This window comes from Bradyrhizobium sp. Mp27, from assembly GCF_029953005.1.
Lineage (GTDB): Bacteria > Pseudomonadota > Alphaproteobacteria > Rhizobiales > Xanthobacteraceae > Bradyrhizobium > Bradyrhizobium barranii.
The window spans coordinates 17,722-36,328 of record NZ_JASAUS010000009.1; the positions used below are offsets into that span (position 1 = coordinate 17,722).

Here is an 18,607-nt window from a genome sequence, read left to right on the forward strand (position 1 = left end):
TATCCTCCGCTAGACGTTTCGTTGATTAGTTGAACTTCAGTTCGTCGGCGCCGATCTCGGCGAAATACGGCGCAATCATCGCCGGCGTCACGTCCTCGATGCGCGGCGGCGACCAGGTCGGATTGCGGTCCTTGTTGATCACGGCCGCGCGCACGCCTTCGCGGAAATCGTCGCTGCGAAAGACCTCCAGCGCAGCGCGATATTCGCGCACCAGGCACTCTTCCAGGCTCGATGCAGTGCGCGCGAGCCGCAGCAGCTTCAACGTCACCACCATGCCGCGCGGCGATTTCTCGTTGAGCGTCTTCAGCGTCGCCTGCGCGAACTCGGAGCCGTCGCGCTTGAGCGCAGCGACGATGTCCTCCATGCGGTCGAAACCGAACAGCGCGTCGATAACAGGCTCTTTCGCGGCGACCGGTCCCGCAGTCTCACCGGTCGCAAAACCGTTGATGAGCTTGCTGACATCGGCCGCGGTCGCGCCGGAACAAGCCACTGTCAGAGCCTCGCGCAGTTCCGGCAATTTCACTGCCGGCACGACAGCATCGGCGAACTTCGCGTGGATCGCATCGGGCCCGTTCATGGTCTGGCCGGTCAGGCCGAAATACGTGCCGATCTCCCCCGGCGAGCGCGACAACAGAAAGGTGCCGCCGACATCCGGGAAGAAGCCGAGCCCGACCTCGGGCATCGCAAGCCTGGTACGGTCGGTGACGACGCGGTGGCTGGCATGGGCGGAGAGCCCGACGCCACCGCCCATCACAATGCCGTCCATGAACGCGACATAGGGTTTCGGAAACCTCTTGATCCGGGCGTTGAGGATGTATTCCTCGCGCCACAGGACCTTGCCGAGGTCACCATTGACCTTCGAGCTTTCCCAGAGCGTGCGGATATCGCCGCCGGCACACAGGCCGCGCTCGCCGGCACCCTCGAGCAGGATCACGGCGACGGCCGGATCGGCCTCGAAGCGGTCGAGCGCCTTTTCGATGTCGCGAAACATCTCCAGCGTCACGGCATTGATCGCCTTCGGACGGTTGAGCCGGATCACCCCGGCTGCGCCCTCGACGCGGGCGACCAGATCGCCCTCCTCCACTGAACTCATCGCGCGCCCTCGATCAATTTGCGCGCCACGATGAGCCGCATGATTTCATTGGTGCCTTCGAGGATCTGGTGCACGCGCAGATCGCGCACGATCTTCTCGATGCCGTATTCGCTGAGATAGCCATAGCCGCCGTGAAGCTGGAGCGCCTGGTTGGCGACCTCGAAGCCGACATCGGTGCCGAAGCGCTTTGCCATGGCGCAGAGCATGGTGGCATCGGGGTCCTTGCGGTCGAGCGCGGCCGCTGCGCGCCACAGGAAGGTGCGCGCGGCCTCGAGCTCGATCGCCATGTCGGCGAGCCGGAATTGCAATGCCTGGAATTCGTCGAGACGTTTTCCGAAAGCCTTGCGCTCCTTCATGTAGGTGCGCGCCTTGTCGAGCGCGGTCTGCGCGCCGCCGAGCGAGCATGCGGTGATGTTGAGGCGGCCACCGTCAAGGCCGGCCATCGCGATCTTGAAGCCGATGCCCTCCTCGCCCAGCCGGTTCGCGACCGGCACGCGCGCGTTCTCGAACATCACGGCGCGGGTTGGCTGCGCATTCCAGCCCATCTTGCGCTCATTGGCGCCGTAGGAGACGCCCGGCGTCTTGCCGTCGATCACGAGCGTCGAGATGCCGCCGGGGCCATCGCCGCCGGTGCGCACCATCGCGACCAAAAGGTCAGTGCCGCCGGCACCTGAGATGAACTGCTTCTGGCCGTTGAGGACATAATGGTCGTCCTCGCGCACGGCGCGGGTGCGGAGCGCTGCCGCATCGGAGCCGGCGCCCGGCTCGGTCAGGCAGTAGCTCGCGATCAGCTCCATCGAGCAGAGTTTCGGCAGCCATTTGTGGCGCTGGGTGTCGCTGCCGAAGGCATCGATCATCCAGGACGCCATGTTGTGGATGGAGATGAAGGCCGAGGTGGTCGCACAGCCCGTCGCCAGCGCCTCGAAGATCAGCGCCGCGTCGAACCGCGTCATGGCGGAACCACCAACATCTTCGCGGATGTAGATGCCGCCCATGCCGAGGGTCGCCGCCTCGCGCATCACGTCGACGGGGAAATGCTTCTCCTCGTCCCAACGCAACGCGTGCGGCGCGATCTTCTCGGCCGCAAACGCCAACGCCATGTCGCGAACCGCGACCTGATCCTCGTTCAGAGCGAACTGCATCCCGGCCTCGCTCTTGAGAGGGTTACTTCATCAGCGGGATCGAGAACTCCGCACCTTCCTTGACGCCGGACGGCCAGCGCGAGGTCACCGTCTTGGTCTTGGTGTAGAAGCGCACCGAGTCCGGGCCGTGCTGGTTGAGATCGCCGAAGCCCGATTTCTTCCAGCCGCCGAAGGTGTAATAGGCGATCGGCACCGGGATCGGCACGTTGACGCCGACCATGCCGACATTGACCTTGGCCGCGAAGTCGCGCGCGGCATCGCCGTCGCGGGTGAAGATGGCGACGCCGTTGCCGTAGTCATGGTCCGACGGCAGCGCCAGCGCTTCCTTGTAGTCGTGCGCGCGCACGACCGAGAGCACGGGACCAAAGATCTCTTCCTTGTAGATCCGCATGTCCTTGGTGACGTTGTCGAACAGCGAACCGCCGAGATAAAAGCCCTTCTCGTAGCCCTGCATCTTGAAGCCGCGGCCGTCGACGGCGAGCGTCGCGCCTTCCTTGATGCCGATGTCGATGTAGCTCTTGACCTTCTCGACCGCCTCGCGCGTGACCAGCGGACCGTAGTCGGCGGACGGATCGATCGAGGTGCCGATCTTGAGCGACTCGACGCGCGGGATCAGCTTTTCCATCAGCCGGTCGGCGGTGGACTTGCCGACGGGAACGGCGACGGAGACGGCCATGCAGCGCTCGCCGGCCGAGCCGTAGCCCGCACCAATCAGCGCGTCGACCGCTTGGTCCATGTCCGCGTCGGGCATGATGATGGCGTGGTTCTTGGCGCCGCCAAAGCACTGGCAGCGCTTGCCGGTCTGGGCGGCGCGCTCGTAGATGTATTGCGCGATCGGCGTGGAGCCGACGAAGCCGATGGCCTTGATGTCGGGATCGTCCAGGATGGCGTCGACCGCTTCCTTGTCGCCGTTGACGACGTTGAGGATGCCGGCCGGCAGGCCCGCCTCGATCATCAGCTCGGCGAGCAGCATCGGCACGCCGGGGTCGCGCTCGGACGGCTTCAGGATGAAGGCGTTGCCGCAGGCGATGGCTGGGGCGAACTTCCACATCGGGATCATCGCCGGGAAATTGAACGGCGTGATGCCGGCGACGACGCCGAGCGGCTGGCGCATGGAATAGATGTCGATGCCGGGGCCGGCGCCTTCGGTGTATTCGCCCTTCATCAGATGCGGGATGCCGCAGGCGAACTCCGCGACTTCGAGGCCGCGCTGAATGTCGCCCTTGGCGTCCGGCACGGTCTTGCCATGCTCACGCGCGAGCAGCTCGGCGAGCTTGTCGTAGTCGCGCTGCACCAGCTCCACGAACTTCATCATGACGCGGGCGCGGCGCTGCGGGTTGGTCGCGGCCCATTCCGGCTGGGCGGCACGGGCGTTCTCCACGGCGGCGCGGACCTCGGCCTTGGACGCCAGCGCCACCTTGGCCTGGACGTCACCGGTCATCGGCTCGAAAACGTCCGCCGTCCGGCCTGAGGTGCCCTTGACCTCCTTGCCACCGATGAAATGTCCGATTGAACGCATGGAATGATCTCCTGAGGTCGAGCGTGAACGCTTTGACAAATCCTATCGACCTGCATTTTATAGGATTCAAGTCTGAGATAATGCACCATAGATGTGCGAAAATGCTGGATCAAGGTAGCATCGACTGGGACGACTTCCGCTTCGTGCTGGCCATCGTGCGGGGCGGCTCGGTTTCGGCTGCGGCTAAACAGCTCGGAGTGGACCACGCCACCGTGATCCGCCGTGTCGACCGGCTGGAGAGACACCTCTCGGCGAAGCTGTTTGACCGGCGCAAGACCGGCTATCTCCTCACCGAGGCCGGCCAGCGCGTCGCCGACAGCGCGGAAGCCATGGAATCGACCATTGTCGCCAACCAGGAGCAGGTCGGCGGCTCGGTGGCACGGCTGACCGGAACGGTGCGGATCGGCGCGCCCGACGGGTTCGGCACCGCCTTCCTGGCGCCGCGGCTGGCGCCGTTCGCCGACCGCTACCCCGACCTCGATCTGCAACTTGTGGCCACCGCGCGGCTGTTCAGTCTCTCCAAGCGCGAGGCGGATATCGCGATCAGCCTGACCATGCCGAAGGAAGGCCGCATCGTCGGCCGCAAGCTCCTGGACTACCGCCTCGGGCTTTATGCGGCGCCGGCCTATCTCGACCGCTTCCCGAAGATCAGCTCGCGGCAGGACCTGCCGCAGCATCGCTTCGTCGGCTATATCGAGGAGCTCCTGTTCACGCCCGAGCTCGATTACCTCCCGCAAGTATCGCCGCGGATTTCGGCGCGCTTCCGCAGCGCCAATCTGATCGCGCAGCTCAATTCCACGCTCGCAGGCTTCGGCATCGCCGTGCTCCCGCATTTCATGGCGAGCGACTACCCGCAGCTGGTGGCGGTGCTGCCGGAGGAGATATCAATCACGCGGACGTTCTGGATGCTGATGCACGCGGACAGCAAGGATCTCGCGCGGATCCGCGCGGTGGCCGATTACATCGGCGAGATCGTGGAGCGCGAGCGGGCGTTGTTTGCGGGGCGGTAACGACGGTCTCGTAGGGTGGGCAAAGCGAAAGCGTGCCCACCATGTCTCTTGCAGAGCGTGGAGAGATGGTGGGCACGGCGCTGGAGCGCCTTTGCCCACCCTACCGCATCTCAGTTCTGCTTCGCCTTCTTCGCCGCCGTCACCTTCGGCTCGCGTTTCGCGCCATCGAGCGCGCTGTCCTTGCCGGCCTTGAGCACCTCGTCCGACAGTTCGCTCGATCCTGCGATGCGCGCCAGCAGCATGGTGCCGGCCATCGTGGCCAGCGTCGCGATCGCCTGCTTGCGCGCGGCCTTGCGCGGCAGGTTGGGGATGAAATCGGTCATCATCTCGACCATCTCGTCGAGCTTTCCGGCAAAGGCCTTGCGCGTCTTCGGGCTCTCGCGGGCGATCTCGGCGCCGAGCGCGGGAATCGAGCAGCCGTGGCCGGGATTGTCCCGATGCAGCGCCGAAAGATAGGTCTCGACGATCTGGGTCAGTTGCTTTTCGGGCGCGACCTGATCGGACTGCTTGCGCCAGTGCTCCATCGAGCGGTCCATGGCGTAGGCAAAGGCCTCGATCACCAGCGCCTCGCGCGAATCGAAATGCGCGTAGAAGCCGCCATGGGTCAGGCCCGCCTCCTTCATGAGGTCGGCGACGCCGATGCCGTGGGCGCCTTTTTCGCGCAGCCGCACGGAAGCCTTCTTCACGATTCGGTCGTGGGTTTCCTGCTTGTGTTCCCGGGAATAGCGCATGCGGGTCTCATTGAATGTCGGAGATCATCTCATAACACAGAAATGGACCAGGCGGTGCATTAATTCATGTTAAGTTGTCGCGCCGATCATGGAAAAGGTTGCAGTTGCATGGACTGCGAGCGCGCCCTTGCCGTCGCGGACAAAGCCCTCGGTGTAGCTGGTCTGGCGTCCCAGCTTGATGATCTTGCCTTCGGCCGAGATCAACCCGGAACGGACCGACAGCGGGCGCAGGAAGGTCATTTTCAGGTCGAGCGTCACTGACGACTGCCCGGCCTCCAGCCGCGTCGAGATGGCGCAGCCCATGGCGGTATCGATCAGCGCCGCAGCGGTCGCGCCGTGCAGGAGGCCGATGGTATTTTCGAGATCCTCGCGCGGCTCCAGTTCCATCACGATCCGGCCCGGCTCGACCACGGCCATGTTGAAACCGATCAATTTTGCGAAGGGCGGCGGTGGCAACCGGCCGTCGCGGATTCCCAGCATCGCGTCCATGCCTGAAAGCCCCATCGCTACTTTTGTAACCGGCGCAGGCACCTGCCAGTCCACCACGCGCTCACGCCGCTGCGCGGGCGAAAACAGGTCGAGTTGATCGTTACAGGTCATGGCGGTCTCTTTGTATGACGAATGTCATACTATGTCACGAACTTCGCCATGGCAACTCCGTCCCCCACCCGCTTGACAAGCAGAGCGTTTCGGCACCGAAGTGATCCCGACCCGCGCGCCTCGCGCATGTCCACGAAACCTCCGAGATGCCCCGATGGAAATGCTCAACAATCACTGCGGCGTGACGCGCGATGCGCGCGGCGTCGTTCATGTCGCGATCTGCAACGCCGGCTCGCTCAACATTCTGGGCTCACCCGTCACCGATGCCGTGCGCGAAGGCCTGCAGACCCTCGCGACTGACCGCAGCATCCGCGTCGTGGTGCTGCGCGGGCAGAGCGAGAAGAGCATGATCGGCGGCGCCGACATCAAGGAGATGGCCAAGCTCGACCAGAAGTCAGCCGAAGCCTTCATCAGCCGCCTGCGCGATCTCTGCGAAGCCGTGCGCCAATTCCCGGCCCCCGTGATCGCGCGAATGCCGGGCTGGTGCCTCGGAGGCGGCCTCGAAGTCGCCGCCGCCTGCGACTTCCGGATCGCGGCACATGATGCACATTTCGGCATGCCGGAGGTCCGCGTCGGCATCCCCTCGGTGATCCATGCCGCCCTGCTGCCGCGCCTGATCGGCTGGGCCCGCGCGCGCTGGCTGGTGATGACGGCGGAGAACATCGACGCGCCGACCGCGCTGGCCTGGGGGCTAGTGGACAAGGTCGCGCCGGAGGGCGGATTGGATGCCGAGGTCGAACACGTTGTGAAGGCGTTACTCGAATGCGGCCCCGAGGCGCTGCGCTCGCAAAAGGCGCTGCTGCGGCAATGGGAGGAACTGCCGCTGACGGAGTCGGTAAATCTCAGCGTCAAGGTGTTCGGCGAATCGTTCCTGACGGACGAGCCGACGCGACTGATGCAGGCGTTCGTGAACAGGAAGCGGTAGTCCAAAGACAGTGTCATGCCCCGCGAAGGCGGGGCATCCAGTACGCCGCGGCCCCTCGATTCATCACAGCTGTCCCGGAGTACTGGATCGCCCGCCTTCGCGGGCGATGACAGTGTTTGGTGTGGCGGCTACCGCCCCCTAGCCGCAGCCCAAGCCGCACCCCTCCTCCAATCGAACGACCAAATCTCATCCGAACCACGACAATTTCTCATGCCGGCCGCGGTTGCATTTTTTGCGCCGCATCATATGATGACCATAATCTTTCCCGTCATCGCTGGGAGTTTCATCATGGCCGAAGCCGCCGATCCCGTCGTCATCGTCTCCGCCGCCCGCACCCCGCTCGGCCGCTTCATGGGCGAATTGTCGCCGCTGGCGGCACACAAGCTCGGATCGCATGTGATCAATGCCGCACTGGAGCGCGCCAAGCTTGCGCCCGAGAAGGTGGATGAGGTTTTCATGGGCTGTGTGCTGCCGGCCGGACAAGGCCAGGCGCCGGCTCGCCAGGCGGCACGCACGGCCGGCCTGCCCGACGCCGCGGGCGCGACCACGGTCAACAAGGTCTGCGGCTCCGGCATGAAGGCGACCATGCTGGCGCACGACATCATCCGCGCGGGCTCGGCCGAGATCGTCGTTTCCGGCGGCATGGAGAGCATGAGCAACGCGCCCTATCTCCTCGCCAAGGCACGCGGCGGCTATCGCGCCGGCCACGACCGCATCATCGACCACATGATGATGGACGGGCTGGAGGATGCCTATGAGACCGGCCGCTCCATGGGCGATTTCGGCGAGGCCACCGCGGAAGCCTATCAGTTCACCCGCAAGGACCAGGATGCCTATGCGATGGAGACGCTGAGCCGCGCGCGCAAGGCGGTCGAGGGCGGCGCATTCAAGGCCGAGATCGCGCCGATTACGCTGACCGAGAAAGCAGGCCCGCGCATCATCGCCAATGACGAGCATCCGCTGAAGGTCGATCCTGCGAAAATCCCCGGATTGAAGCCGGCGTTCCGCGCCAACGGCACCATCACGCCGGCCGCCTCCTCCGCCAATGCCGACGGCGCCGCCGCGCTGGTGCTGACGAAGCGCTCGCTCGCGGATCGCAACGGCCTGCCGGCAATTGCCGAGATCAAGGGGCACGCCACCCACAGCCAGGAGCCGCAATGGTTCACGACGGCACCGATCCCGGCGATCCGCAAGCTCCTCGACAAGGTCGGCTGGAGCGCCGGCGACGTCGACCTGTTCGAGATCAACGAGGCCTTCGCCGTAGTGGCGATGGCGGCGCAGCGCGATCTCGGCATCCCCCGCGACAAGCTGAACATCAACGGCGGCGCCTGCGCGCTTGGCCATCCCATCGGTGCCACCGGCGCGCGGCTGATCGTGACGCTGCTGCACGCGCTCGAGGCGCAAAACCTCAAGCGCGGCGTTGCGGCACTCTGCATTGGCGGCGGTGAAGCCACGGCCATCGCCGTGGAGCGTCTGACGCACTGACCAAGATACGTCCGAAAATGAGGGAACTCTGTCATTTTCGACAGACACGTCCCGTGCCATTCTGCAAGCTCGTGCAGGTGTTTCGAAGCCTGCCCATCAAACATTGAGGCCCAATGATCTCGAACTGGCTCGCGGCGACACTCGGCCGCCGCAATATCCACTACGGCTGGGTGATGGTCGGCGTGACCTTCCTCACTGCGCTGATCAGCGCCGGCACGGTCGGTGCGCCCGGCGTGTTCATCGTCCCGCTTCAGCACGAGTTCGGCTGGAGCACGGCGCAGATTTCCTCCGCGCTGTCGATCCGCTTCATCCTGTTCGGGCTGATGGCGCCGTTCGCGGCCGCCCTGCTCAATCGCTACGGCCTGCGCAACGTCACGCTGACCGCCCAGCTCATCGTCGTCTCGGCGCTCGTGGCTTCGCTCGGCATGACGCAAGTCTGGCAGCTCGTGTTGCTGTGGGGCGTCGTGATCGGCATCGGCACCGGCATGACCGCGCTGGTGCTGGGCGCCACCATAGCGACACGCTGGTTCGCCGCGCGGCGCGGCCTCGTCGTCGGCATCATGACCGCGAGCGTCGCCACGGGCCAGCTCGTATTCCTGCCGCTGCTCGCAAGCCTGACCGAACGTTACGGCTGGCGGCTCGCGCTCGGCTTCGTCTGCATTGCGCTCGGCGTCTCCGCCGTGGCGGTTCTCCTTGCGATGCGCGACCGGCCGAGCGATGTCGGCCTGCGCCCATTTGGCGACGAAGGCACCGAGCCCCTGCCGGCCCCGCCGGTCAGCCATGGCTCGATCACGGGCGTAGCGCTCGGCACGCTGCGCGACGCCTCGAAGTCGCGCGCGTTCTGGATCCTGTTTGCGACCTTCTTCGTCTGCGGCGCGTCGACCAATGGCCTCGTCCAGGTCCACCTGATCCCGATGTGCCTCGATTTCGGCATCCCGCAGGTGCAGGCCGCTAGCCTGCTTGCCGCGATGGGCATCTTCGACTTCTTCGGCACCATCATGTCGGGCTGGCTGTCGGACCGCTACGACAACCGCTACCTCCTGTTCTGGTACTACGGCCTGCGCGGGCTCTCGCTGATCTTCCTGCCCTTCAGCGACTTCTCGTTCTACGGGCTATCGATCTTCGCGATGTTCTACGGCCTCGACTGGATCGCCACGGTGCCGCCGACGGTGCGGCTCACCGCGCAGAAGTTCGGGCCCGAGCGCGCCAATCTGGTGTTCGGCTGGATCTTTGCCGGCCATCAGCTCGGCGCAGGCACCGCGGCGTTCGGCGCCGGTTTCTCGCGGACGGTCTATGAGAGCTACCTGCCCGCGTTCTTCATCGCCGGCGCGCTCTGCGTGTTCGCCTCGCTGATCGTGCTGGCGCTGTCGCGGCAACCTAAGGCCGAGCCGAAGGCGGCAATGGCCTAGTACCTGATCGTGGTGGTGACGCCGAAGACTGCGGCGTCACCGATCCGCGAAACGCCGGTCGGATCGTTCGGGTTGGGGATGCCGCCGGAGGGGCGGAACACATATTGGAAGTAAGGCGCGATCAGCCAGCCCGGCTTGATATGCGCCTCGTAGATCATCTCGATCAGCGTCTCCTTGCTGCGCACCGGGCTCTGGATGCCGGTGAAGGCCTGCGTATCGAGATCAAGATTACGCGCGGTGTTTGAAATCCGCATGTAGGCCATTGCCACGCCGAAGCGAGGCAATGCGGCCGAACGCGGTGACGCCCGGGATCGAGGCTGACGTGCTGTTGTCCTTCACCTCCGGTGGGCGATAGAGCACCTGCTCGATGACGGCGAAGATACCGTAATTGCCGCGAAGTCTTGCAGGCACACCGCTTCCGCCGGGATCGGCGATCGAGAGCCCCTCGGCCGTAAAACGCTGGCTGTCGAACGAGCCGTAGTGCTTCCAGGCGCCCGGCGTGAAATTGCCGGCGAGCGGCCGGCCGCCGATATCGATGTCGTAGTTGAAGCGGACCTGCCCGATCACCCACGGCGGATCGTTGACGCGAAACGCCAGGCCATGATGGTCGCGCAGCTGCGGATCCGCCTCGCCCGGACCTGACGGATCGCCGTTGAACACCGCACCGAACGCAGTGATGTTCTCGGTCAGCGCCGCCTTGATGCGGATGCCGGGCACAGCGATCGGCGGTGCCGGGCCCCCGGCGGGAAGATTGCTCGCCTTGATCGCGGGCCAGCCGAAGGTGCCGTTGATGAAGAGGTCGTCGGTCTGGCTGTCGAAGAACTCGACGTCGGCGGCCTGCTGGCCGGCCCTGATGTTCAGGCGGTCGCCAAAGAAGCTCTGCTCAAAATAGGCGTTGTAGAGCCGCTGGTCCGGCAGTGCCTCGATCTCGCTGATGGTGGCGAGGTTCATCACGTAGTTGCGGCTCAGCCCCTGGCCGTAGATCACGAACGCATTGGCGTAGAAGCGGCCGCCGGTCCAGCCGACGAGCTTGTCGAGATCGGCATCGACCGAGAGATCGAGGCGCCCGAAATGGATGGCGCCACGCTTCACGCCGCCGGAGACGTTGGCGATGTTGTCGGCGATATAGGTGGCGCCGAAATTCAGGCCCTTGTTGGCGAGCCCGTCATGCCATTCGTTGAACCATTTTGGCGCCAGCCATGCGGCCGCGCTTTCGTCCTTGGCGCCGGCGAGCGCGCCGGTGCTCGCCACCGTTGAGGCCAGCACTATCGCGGCCGCATTTCGCAGCGGAAATCTGTAGGACGTCCCGATCACGGCTGATACCGGCTGCGTACGCTACCTGAAGATACCCGTGCGTCGCATGAACAGATAGGCCGCGCCGACCGACGAGGCCATCAGGAGCGCCGCCCAGAGAAATCCGCTCTCGACGTCGGTGAGCGGCAGGCCCTTGGTGTTCATGCCGAAGATGCCCGTGATCAAGGTCGGCGGCAGCAGCAGCGAGGTCACGATGGAGAGCGTGTGGAGGTGGTGGTTGCTCTCCTCCTCGTTCTTGAATCGCAGCTCCTCCTCGAGCAGGCGGCTGCGTTCGCGGAGCTCGACGATGTCGTGATCGAGCCCGTCCAGCCGCTGCGCCAGCTTGCCGGCGTGAATGCGCAAGGCCGGCGTGAGATGATCGGTGTTCTTCTGATCGAGGCGGTGGAACAGCACGCGCAGGCCGGTGAGCTGGCGATGCAACCTGACGCAGGTCCGGCGCAGCCGGCCGAGATTGCGGCGCATCTCCGGCTTGGCGTCGTCGGCCAAAATCCGTTCCTCGATGTCGTCGATCTCCTGGCCGAGCTTGTCCGCCATCCGGTCCAGCGTGTCGGCGACCTCGTCGACGATCTTTTCCAGGAGATGGGCGACGTTGTCGACGCGGTAGCCGCCTTCGAGCACGCGGCGCGTCGCATCGGCCGAGCACAGCGCCTGATGCCGGCCGCTGACGAGAAGATGCTCGGTCATCGCGAAACGCAGGAACGCGGTCTCTTCCGTCGCGCTGTCGATGTCGCGCACGAGATCGGAGAAGACGCCGTAGACGCAGTGGTCGATGACGTGAAGCTGCTGGAAAGTGTCGTTGGACAGCAGGAGGTCGCGCGCGAGCGGCGGCAGCTGTGAAGCTGCGATCCAGGGCCGCGCGCGCGCATCGGTCAGGTTGAAATGCAGCCAGAGCCGGCCGTCATGGCTGAACTCGATCGGCTGGTCGATCGGCAGCGCCTCGGCACTGCCGTCGCCGTGCAGCCGGAACGCCCAGACCAGGCCGGGAATGGCGGGCACGGAATCCGATATCGCGCTGACAAGCTTCGCCGGCTCAGCCATGGCCAACCCCAACCGTCAACAAATGCCCCGCTTCCGGAAGATGGCTGACGGCATCTTCCGGACCTCTCACGGGTACTCAATTACGGCTTTGTTGCAGTTTGATGATGATGCCGCCCTACTCCGCGGCCAGCCCCGTCGCGGCCACCGCCTCGGCCTCCTTGACGTAGTCGTGGACGACGCGGCCGAACGGCAGCGTGAGATCGGCGATGTAGTGGTGCGCACCCAGGCAGCGGCGAACCGGGAAATCCGCGACCGGCGCGTTGACGTGCGGCACCAGATGCAGCCGGCCGGGCCCCATCCAGGAGCCCTTCGGCACGATGTCGATGAGGTTGATCGCGACGAGCTGACAGACTTCGAGACGGCCGTCGACGCCGGGGATCATCTTGAGATTGATCTGTGTCTTCGACAGCGTCGCACGGGTGCGATCGCCGTTGCCGGCCATGCTCTCGTGCTTGTAGCCCATCGTACCCATTGCGACGAGCTGGCCGGCATATTCCAGCGTGCCCGTCAGCGTATCCTTGACGATCTCGAGCTTGGGATGGGCGTATTTCTTGGGAAAGCCCCAGATCTCGCGGCCCGCCGCGATCGGCGGATCATCATCCAGATACATCTGCGAGACGAAATTGACCTCCTCGCCGTTGAGGCGCGCGGGAATGACGAGGCCGGATTCGGTGTAGCTGCCGAAGCCTGAGGAGTCCGGCATCTTGATCCATTCGTAATGCACGATCGGCTGGTCGATCGGCTCCAGCGGCTCAGGCAGGCCGGCGCGGATCAGCTCCGGATCGGTCTCGTAGGTGATGACGAGGAATTCGCGGTTGACGAAGCGATAGGGCCCGGCCGGATAGCTCGGCCCCGCCGCCGGCATGGACGGAAGTCTCAGCACGTCTTCCCTGCGCATCCTGATCTCCTGTGTGTGATGCCCGCCCGGCGGCGTCAGGCCTGGACCGCAAATTGCTAGCCGCCGTCATTGACTGCGATGTGAAGGATTTCCGTCAGGCGCACGACCTCCCGCCATTCCCGCTGCGGTCGGCCTGCATGCAGACGACGCATCGGCGCTGAAATTGTCATCACACCGTCACTGCCGGACGCAATCGTTTGGTCCACGCTAGGAGGCAACCATGGACGCCCGCACGTCGCAACCGGCTCATCAGTCGCATCAGCCTCCCGCACGGGGCTGGCGCCCCGAACGCTGCGACCGCGTCGCGCTGGTGCTGCAAGGAGGCGGCGCGCTCGGCGCCTACCAGGCCGGCGTCTACCAGGCGCTGCACGAGGCCGGCATCGAGCCCGACTGGGTCTGCGGCGTCTCGATCGGTGCAATCAATTCCGCCATCATCGCCGGCAACAAGCCGGAGAAGCGGCTGGAAGCGCTGCGCATCTTCTGGGAGCGCATCACCAATCGCAAGATCTGGCATTACACGCCCGACGGCGACATCTTCCGCCAGTGGCGCAATCTCACCAGTGCGTGGATGACGTCGGCGATGGGCCAGCCCGGCTTCTTCACCCCGCACCAGGTCAATCCCTGGTTCAGCCCGGTCGGCGCGCGCACCGCCACCAGCTATTACGACACGATGCCGCTGAAGGAGAGCCTGCTGGAGCTCGTCGACTTCGACCTCATCAACGAGAAGAAGGTCCGCTTCGCGGTCGGCGCGGTCAACGTGCTCTCGGGCAATTTCATCTATTTCGACAATTCCCATGACGAGATCGAGCCGGAGCACATCATGGCCTCCGGCGCCCTGCCCCCGGCGCTGCCGATGGTGCGGATCGGCACCGATCATTTCTGGGACGGCGGCATCGTCTCCAACACGCCGCTCCAGCATCTGCTCGACCAGGAGGATGCGCTCAATTCGCTGGTGTTCCAGGTCGATCTGTTCAGCGCGCGGGGCGTGCTGCCGCGCTCGATCCAGGACGTGATGGCCCGCCACAAGGACATCATGTATTCCTCGCGCACGCGCCACAACACCGACGTCTACCGCCGCACGCACAACCTCAAGGTCCTGCTCTACAAGGCGCTGGCGAAAATCCCGGACGAGCAACTCTCCGACGAGGATCGCCAGCTCAAGTCGAGCCTGCGACGCATGCCGGAGATCGCGATCCTGCACCTGATCTACCAGCAGAAGGCCTATGAGGGCGACGCCAAGGACCATGAGTTCTCGGGGACCTCGATGCGCGAGCACTGGACAAGCGGCTACGAGGACACCAAGCGCACGCTGAAGCGCCGCGACTGGATCAAGATGCCGGACGAAGGCATGGGCCTCGTGGTGCACGACGTGCACCGGGAGACGGAGAGCGCGTAAAGCGCCGCGCGCGCTGCTCCAAACAAAACTGCGAAAACAACCCCATGCACGGTAGCCGGGGCATGGCGGATCAATGACTTACGTTTTACCGAAGGAAACTTGACCCGTCGGGCAAAACAGGAGCATGATACTATCGTAGCCTCCCATCCATTTTGACCTTCGATGACGTGACGCAAAGTATCGGCCTCGCGGTCTCGATGTCATCACAAACAAGATACCGGTCGATCTCTTCGGCTTGACCATCTGTCCTCGGCGAAATTAGCGTGCGCGCAGTGCGCAGCCTCGGTGCAGCTTTTGCGCGGGAGCGAACTTCGATTGCCAAATCGCACGACGGATCCGCTCAGCGCCAATCCGCGACATTGGCCACACCGCGCCCCATGCCATAGTGGACGCCAGGCGAAGAGCACAACACGGCGTGGAGAAAATGATGATCAAGATTGTACAGGCCTTCGACCGAAAAGAGATCACCGAGCTCGCCAGTGACGACGCCGCCGCGCTGGAGGCAAAGTTCGAGACCGCGCGAAAGCTGTTCGCGGACCGAAAGGCCTGGCTGAAGCCGCATCAGCGGATCGCCATTCTCAACAGGCTCGCCGATCTGGTCTCGGCGAAGCGGCAGGATTTTGGTATCCTGATCGCGCGCGAAGGCGGCAAGCCGCTCACGGATGCGCTGATCGAGACGGATCGGGCGATCGACGGCATCCGCTCGGCAGCGGATTTTTTGCGGACCCGTGGCGGGGTCGAGGTCCCGATGGGCCTGACGCCCGCAAGCGATGGCCGCCGGGCGTGGACCATCAAGGAACCCATCGGCATTGTCGCGGCGATCTCGGCCTTCAATCATCCCCTCAACCTGATCGTTCACCAGGTCGCACCGGCGATCGCGACGGGTTGCCCTGTCATCGTCAAGCCGGCTGGCACAACGCCCCTGTGCTGCGTCGAGCTCGTGAAGCTCGTCCACGAAGCCGGCATGCCCGAAGGCTGGGTGCAGACGTTCCTCCCGGAGGATCATAGCCTGCCTGAAAAATTCGCGACCGACCCGCGCGTCGCCTTCCTGAGCTTCATCGGCTCGGCGCGCGTCGGCTGGCATCTGCGATCGGTCATCACCCCCGGTGCACGCTGCGCCCTCGAGCACGGCGGTGTCGCGCCCCTCATCGTCGACCGCAGCGCCGACCTCGAAAAGATCATCGAGCCGATCGCCAAGGGCGGCTATTACCACGCGGGGCAAGTCTGCGTGTCGGTCCAGCGCATCTATGTGCATTCCGCGCTTCAGAAGCAGTTCGTCGACCGCTTCGCGGCCAGGGTCGAGGCCCTGAAGGTGGGAGACCCGACGCTCCCCGAGACAGAGGTGGGACCGCTGATTACGCCGCAGGAGGTTGCGCGTGTCGAAGGCTGGATCAATGAGGCGGTTTCGGCCGGGACACGACAGATCGGGGGCGGCCGGTTGAGCGAGACCACGCTCAAGCCATCGATCCTGATCTCGCCGCCGCGCGATGCCAAGGTTTCCACGCTGGAGGTGTTCGGGCCGGTGACCTGCGTCTATCCGTTCGATCGCATCGACGACGCGATCGCGGAAGCCAACTCGCTTCCGGTCTCATTCCAGTCCGCCATCTTCACGCGCGATCTCGCGGTCGCGCTCGATGCGGCGGAGCGCCTCGACGCGGCGGCGGTGATGATCAACGACCCCACTGCCTTCCGCACCGACTGGATGCCGTTCGCGGGCCGCCGCGTGTCCGGCCATGGCGTCGGCGGCATTCCCTACACGATGCACGAGATGACGGCGGAGAAGATGATCGTGTTCAGGTAATCGCCGAACAAGCGCAGGCTCGGTGGAGCAGGACGAAGAAGTGGCCCGGACAGCCCTTGCCGCGATCGAGGGTGCCGCCGGCCAGTCATGAATCAACAATCAGGAGACACCATGTCCAAGGGAAAAGTTCTCGTTGTCGGCTCCAATGCCACCCGTATCGAAATCCAGGGCGGCGGCACCGGACCGACCGGCCAATACCTCAATGAAACCGTCGTGCCGGCAATGGCCGTGATCGATGCCGGCTACGAGGTGGTGCTGGCGACGCCGAACGGCAAGCAACCATACATCGATCCGGCCTCCGATCATGCGGCCCATTTCGGCGGCGACGAGGAAGCCTACCGGCGGGGACGCGACTTCTTCGACAAGGACCCGGCGATGACCAACGTCCATACGTTGCACGCGATCGTGGACGGAGGACTGGATCAATATGCCGCCATTTTCGTTCCCGGCGGACAGGGTCCGGTCGTCGACCTCATGCAGGATGCCGAGCTCGGCAATATCCTGAGCTACTTCCATGAACGCAAGAAGCCGACGGCCCTGCTCTGCCACGGACCGATCGCGACGCTGGCCGCCCTGCCCGACGCCAAGGCCTATCGCGCCGCCCTGATCGCCGGCGACAAGGCCAAGGTCGCGGAGCTGGGCAAGGGCTGGCAATATGCGGGATACAAGATGACGGTGTTCACCGCCTCGGAAGAGATACCGATCGAGGAGCAGTTCCTGCACGGCAAGATCTACTTCACCATGCCGGACGCGCTGGGAGCTGCGGGTGCCGAGGTCAGCAGAAGCGCCGTCGACTTCGAGCCTTACGTCGTCGAGGACCGCGAGCTGATCACCGGCCAGAATCCGCGGTCCGACCATCCCATCGCGGCAAAGCTGATCGCAGCGCTCGACCGCGCCACTGTGGCGGCGTAAGCGTTCACCCCAATGTCATCCCGGCCTCGTGCGCAACTGCGCACAGGGGCCGGGAGGAAATCGGGACAGAAGCCTGCCTCAGCGGCATCCGGCTTCATTCGGCCGCGTTCCGTGAAACTAACAGGACTTCTGCTGCAAGTGCTGCACGCAGGTGCAGGTCTTCGTCGCCGGATATTTCACGTCGTAGTACGGAGGGCTCAATGTGGCCGGGCTGTTCGTCGAGCAGCGGGGGAACAGGTAATAGCTGTCGGACAGCTTCACCGTGCCGGCGATCGTGAAGCCGAGGTTGGGCGCGTAGTCGTAGGACACCTCGCTCAGGATGAGCGAGATGTTGGCATTGCTGGTACCGCCCGGCGCGGTAAAGGACGACAAGGTCATCTGCTGACCGGCGGCCCTCGCCCCCGACGTACTGGTCGACTTGCTCCATTGCACCGTCGCGTTGCCGTTGCTGTCGGTCGAGACCTCGGAGACCGTGATCGTCATCAGCGAGGTGCTGCCGTTCTTGATGGGATAGGGAGCCATGATGGCGCTCGCTGCCGCGAGAATGCCGTCCATCTGGGTCGACGTGACGGCCGTGTTCTGCGAGACCATGTCGGCAACGCTGTGCGCGGTCGCGCTGACCTTGACGTTCATGGCGAGCCCGTTGCCGAGCTCGACGCCGCCGACATAGAGCACCAGCATGAACGGCGTCACGATGGCGAACTCCGTCGCTGCAACGGCGCGTACATCGGTCAACATCTGCCGAGCGCGAGACGACAGGGCGGTGATCATCAGGAAGCTCCTGGCTCGTTCTGGAACGCGGCGGACGACATGAGCAGCCGGTTGCCATTGCTAAGGTTCGAGAGATTGAAGCCGAGCGGCCCAAGCACGACCGGCCAGACATACATGACGCGGAGAACGACGATATCGCCGGAATCGCCCGGATCGTACTGCCAGGTATTGGTCACTTTGCCCGAGCCGTCGAAGGTCAGCGTGGGCGTCGCCGTGTTCGCGGAAGACCAGGACGTTGCGACCTGCATGTCGATCATCAGGCCGCTGCAATTGAACAAGATCACGATCTGATCGCAGACCTTCTGCTTGAAAACCGCCTGGTTCATCTGCGCCGACTGAACCTGCCCGGTCAAGACGAGGCGCGCCGACTGGCGCACCACGGATTCAAGCATCTGCTGGGCAAAGAAAACCAGAAACGTCTGGACGAGCGCGATGATGAGGGCGAGGAACGGCGCGGCGACGAGTGCGAATTCGACGGCCGTGGCTCCTCTGCTGTCCCGGGCGAAAGTTGCGCAGCGACCGCCGCGCCTCTTTCTCGTTGTAGCCTTTGGACCAGTCATGGC

The 18,607-nt window shown here is 64.6% G+C and carries 18 protein-coding genes; 7 read left to right on the forward strand and 11 right to left on the reverse strand.

The window, feature by feature from the left end:
- Positions 1-25: 25 nt before the first annotated feature.
- From QJT78_RS08340 to QJT78_RS08350, 3 genes are read right to left on the reverse strand one after another with little or no spacing between them, the layout of a single operon-like run.
- A complete protein-coding gene (locus QJT78_RS08340) occupies positions 26-1,093 on the reverse strand; it encodes an enoyl-CoA hydratase/isomerase family protein (RefSeq protein ID WP_028153397.1) in 1,068 nt (355 codons plus the stop codon).
- Positions 1,090-2,235, reverse strand: coding sequence for an isobutyryl-CoA dehydrogenase (locus QJT78_RS08345; protein WP_028153396.1), 1,146 nt, complete (start codon positions 2,233-2,235; stop codon positions 1,090-1,092). The genes QJT78_RS08340 and QJT78_RS08345 overlap by 4 nt, the downstream gene beginning before the upstream one ends.
- Before the next feature lie 22 nt (positions 2,236-2,257).
- The gene (locus QJT78_RS08350; protein ID WP_028153395.1) at positions 2,258-3,754 is read right to left on the reverse strand and encodes a CoA-acylating methylmalonate-semialdehyde dehydrogenase; all 1,497 of its coding nucleotides are present in this window, start codon (positions 3,752-3,754) and stop codon (positions 2,258-2,260) included.
- A gap of 101 nt (positions 3,755-3,855) precedes the next feature.
- On the opposite strand from QJT78_RS08350, the gene QJT78_RS08355 reads away from it, so the two are divergent.
- The gene (locus QJT78_RS08355; protein ID WP_038941953.1) at positions 3,856-4,764 is read left to right on the forward strand and encodes a LysR family transcriptional regulator; all 909 of its coding nucleotides are present in this window, start codon (positions 3,856-3,858) and stop codon (positions 4,762-4,764) included.
- 110 nt (positions 4,765-4,874) lie between these two features.
- Here the strand turns inward: QJT78_RS08355 and QJT78_RS08360 are convergent, their stop codons facing one another.
- Complete coding sequence (locus QJT78_RS08360) at positions 4,875-5,495, reverse strand: TetR/AcrR family transcriptional regulator (protein ID WP_028153393.1); 621 nt, start codon at positions 5,493-5,495, stop codon at positions 4,875-4,877.
- A 69-nt stretch (positions 5,496-5,564) separates the two neighbouring features.
- Positions 5,565-6,095 (reverse strand): PaaI family thioesterase, encoded by a 531-nt coding sequence (locus QJT78_RS08365; protein ID WP_028153392.1) that lies wholly within the window; start codon positions 6,093-6,095, stop codon positions 5,565-5,567.
- 154 nt (positions 6,096-6,249) lie between these two features.
- Between QJT78_RS08365 and QJT78_RS08370 the strand changes: the two genes are divergently transcribed.
- The 3 genes from QJT78_RS08370 to QJT78_RS08380 all read left to right on the forward strand — a co-directional run bounded on the left by QJT78_RS08370 (position 6,250) and on the right by QJT78_RS08380 (position 9,914).
- Entirely contained in the window at positions 6,250-7,020 is a 771-nt protein-coding gene (locus QJT78_RS08370) for an enoyl-CoA hydratase (RefSeq protein WP_038941954.1), read from the forward strand.
- Between the two features lie 288 nt (positions 7,021-7,308).
- Entirely contained in the window at positions 7,309-8,505 is a 1,197-nt protein-coding gene (locus QJT78_RS08375; protein WP_028153391.1) for an acetyl-CoA C-acyltransferase, read from the forward strand.
- A 113-nt stretch (positions 8,506-8,618) separates the two neighbouring features.
- Positions 8,619-9,914, forward strand: coding sequence for an MFS transporter (locus QJT78_RS08380; protein ID WP_028153390.1), 1,296 nt, complete (start codon positions 8,619-8,621; stop codon positions 9,912-9,914).
- Here the strand turns inward: QJT78_RS08380 and QJT78_RS08385 are convergent.
- The 4 genes from QJT78_RS08385 to QJT78_RS08400 all read right to left on the reverse strand — a co-directional run bounded on the left by QJT78_RS08385 (position 9,911) and on the right by QJT78_RS08400 (position 13,164).
- A complete protein-coding gene (locus QJT78_RS08385; protein ID WP_038952619.1) occupies positions 9,911-10,168 on the reverse strand; it encodes a carbohydrate porin in 258 nt (85 codons plus the stop codon). The two genes, QJT78_RS08380 and QJT78_RS08385, sit on opposite strands and share 4 nt — an antisense overlap.
- Positions 10,143-11,228, reverse strand: coding sequence for a carbohydrate porin (locus QJT78_RS08390; protein WP_281460211.1), 1,086 nt, complete (start codon positions 11,226-11,228; stop codon positions 10,143-10,145). Before QJT78_RS08390 ends, QJT78_RS08385 begins: the two co-directional genes overlap by 26 nt.
- Positions 11,229-11,249: 21 nt before the next feature.
- A complete protein-coding gene (locus tag QJT78_RS08395; RefSeq protein WP_028153389.1) occupies positions 11,250-12,266 on the reverse strand; it encodes a transporter in 1,017 nt (338 codons plus the stop codon).
- Positions 12,267-12,381: 115 nt separating this feature from the next.
- Complete coding sequence (locus QJT78_RS08400) at positions 12,382-13,164, reverse strand: acetoacetate decarboxylase (protein WP_028153388.1); 783 nt, start codon at positions 13,162-13,164, stop codon at positions 12,382-12,384.
- Between the two features lie 220 nt (positions 13,165-13,384).
- Here QJT78_RS08400 and QJT78_RS08405 point away from each other — a divergent pair, with 220 nt between their 5' ends.
- From QJT78_RS08405 to QJT78_RS08415, 3 genes are all read left to right on the forward strand, one after another.
- Positions 13,385-14,560: a patatin-like phospholipase family protein gene (locus tag QJT78_RS08405; RefSeq protein WP_028146538.1), complete on the forward strand. Its 1,176-nt coding sequence runs from the start codon at positions 13,385-13,387 to the stop codon at positions 14,558-14,560.
- Between the two features lie 427 nt (positions 14,561-14,987).
- A complete protein-coding gene (locus QJT78_RS08410; protein WP_028146539.1) occupies positions 14,988-16,361 on the forward strand; it encodes an aldehyde dehydrogenase family protein in 1,374 nt (457 codons plus the stop codon).
- Between the two features lie 111 nt (positions 16,362-16,472).
- Complete coding sequence (locus QJT78_RS08415) at positions 16,473-17,273, forward strand: type 1 glutamine amidotransferase domain-containing protein (RefSeq protein ID WP_038941956.1); 801 nt, start codon at positions 16,473-16,475, stop codon at positions 17,271-17,273.
- A 117-nt stretch (positions 17,274-17,390) separates the two neighbouring features.
- Here the strand turns inward: QJT78_RS08415 and QJT78_RS08420 are convergent, their stop codons facing one another.
- The gene (locus QJT78_RS08420) at positions 17,391-18,044 is read right to left on the reverse strand and encodes a TadE/TadG family type IV pilus assembly protein (protein WP_038941957.1); all 654 of its coding nucleotides are present in this window, start codon (positions 18,042-18,044) and stop codon (positions 17,391-17,393) included.
- Positions 18,044-18,604: a TadE/TadG family type IV pilus assembly protein gene (locus QJT78_RS08425; RefSeq protein WP_028146542.1), complete on the reverse strand. Its 561-nt coding sequence runs from the start codon at positions 18,602-18,604 to the stop codon at positions 18,044-18,046. Before QJT78_RS08425 ends, QJT78_RS08420 begins: the two co-directional genes overlap by 1 nt.
- Between the last annotated feature and the right edge of the window lie 3 nt (positions 18,605-18,607).

Bases quoted from the DNA above. Each gene is read 5' to 3' on its own strand.
- QJT78_RS08345 (WP_028153396.1), bottom strand. From the start codon at position 2,235: ATGCAGTTCGCTCTGAACGAGGATCAGGTCGCGGTTCGCGACATGGCG.
- QJT78_RS08380 (WP_028153390.1), top strand. From the start codon at position 8,619: ATGATCTCGAACTGGCTCGCGGCGACACTCGGCCGCCGCAATATCCAC.
- QJT78_RS08370 (WP_038941954.1), top strand. From the start codon at position 6,250: ATGGAAATGCTCAACAATCACTGCGGCGTGACGCGCGATGCGCGCGGC.
- QJT78_RS08350 (WP_028153395.1), bottom strand. From the start codon at position 3,754: ATGCGTTCAATCGGACATTTCATCGGTGGCAAGGAGGTCAAGGGCACC.
- QJT78_RS08425 (WP_028146542.1), bottom strand. From the start codon at position 18,604: ATGACTGGTCCAAAGGCTACAACGAGAAAGAGGCGCGGCGGTCGCTGC.
- QJT78_RS08385 (WP_038952619.1), bottom strand. From the start codon at position 10,168: ATGCGGATTTCAAACACCGCGCGTAATCTTGATCTCGATACGCAGGCC.
- QJT78_RS08340 (WP_028153397.1), bottom strand. From the start codon at position 1,093: ATGAGTTCAGTGGAGGAGGGCGATCTGGTCGCCCGCGTCGAGGGCGCA.
- QJT78_RS08400 (WP_028153388.1), bottom strand. From the start codon at position 13,164: ATGCGCAGGGAAGACGTGCTGAGACTTCCGTCCATGCCGGCGGCGGGG.
- QJT78_RS08360 (WP_028153393.1), bottom strand. From the start codon at position 5,495: ATGCGCTATTCCCGGGAACACAAGCAGGAAACCCACGACCGAATCGTG.
- QJT78_RS08405 (WP_028146538.1), top strand. From the start codon at position 13,385: ATGGACGCCCGCACGTCGCAACCGGCTCATCAGTCGCATCAGCCTCCC.
- QJT78_RS08420 (WP_038941957.1), bottom strand. From the start codon at position 18,044: ATGATCACCGCCCTGTCGTCTCGCGCTCGGCAGATGTTGACCGATGTA.
- QJT78_RS08395 (WP_028153389.1), bottom strand. From the start codon at position 12,266: ATGGCTGAGCCGGCGAAGCTTGTCAGCGCGATATCGGATTCCGTGCCC.
- QJT78_RS08375 (WP_028153391.1), top strand. From the start codon at position 7,309: ATGGCCGAAGCCGCCGATCCCGTCGTCATCGTCTCCGCCGCCCGCACC.
- QJT78_RS08355 (WP_038941953.1), top strand. From the start codon at position 3,856: ATGCTGGATCAAGGTAGCATCGACTGGGACGACTTCCGCTTCGTGCTG.
- QJT78_RS08410 (WP_028146539.1), top strand. From the start codon at position 14,988: ATGATCAAGATTGTACAGGCCTTCGACCGAAAAGAGATCACCGAGCTC.
- QJT78_RS08365 (WP_028153392.1), bottom strand. From the start codon at position 6,095: ATGACCTGTAACGATCAACTCGACCTGTTTTCGCCCGCGCAGCGGCGT.
- QJT78_RS08415 (WP_038941956.1), top strand. From the start codon at position 16,473: ATGTCCAAGGGAAAAGTTCTCGTTGTCGGCTCCAATGCCACCCGTATC.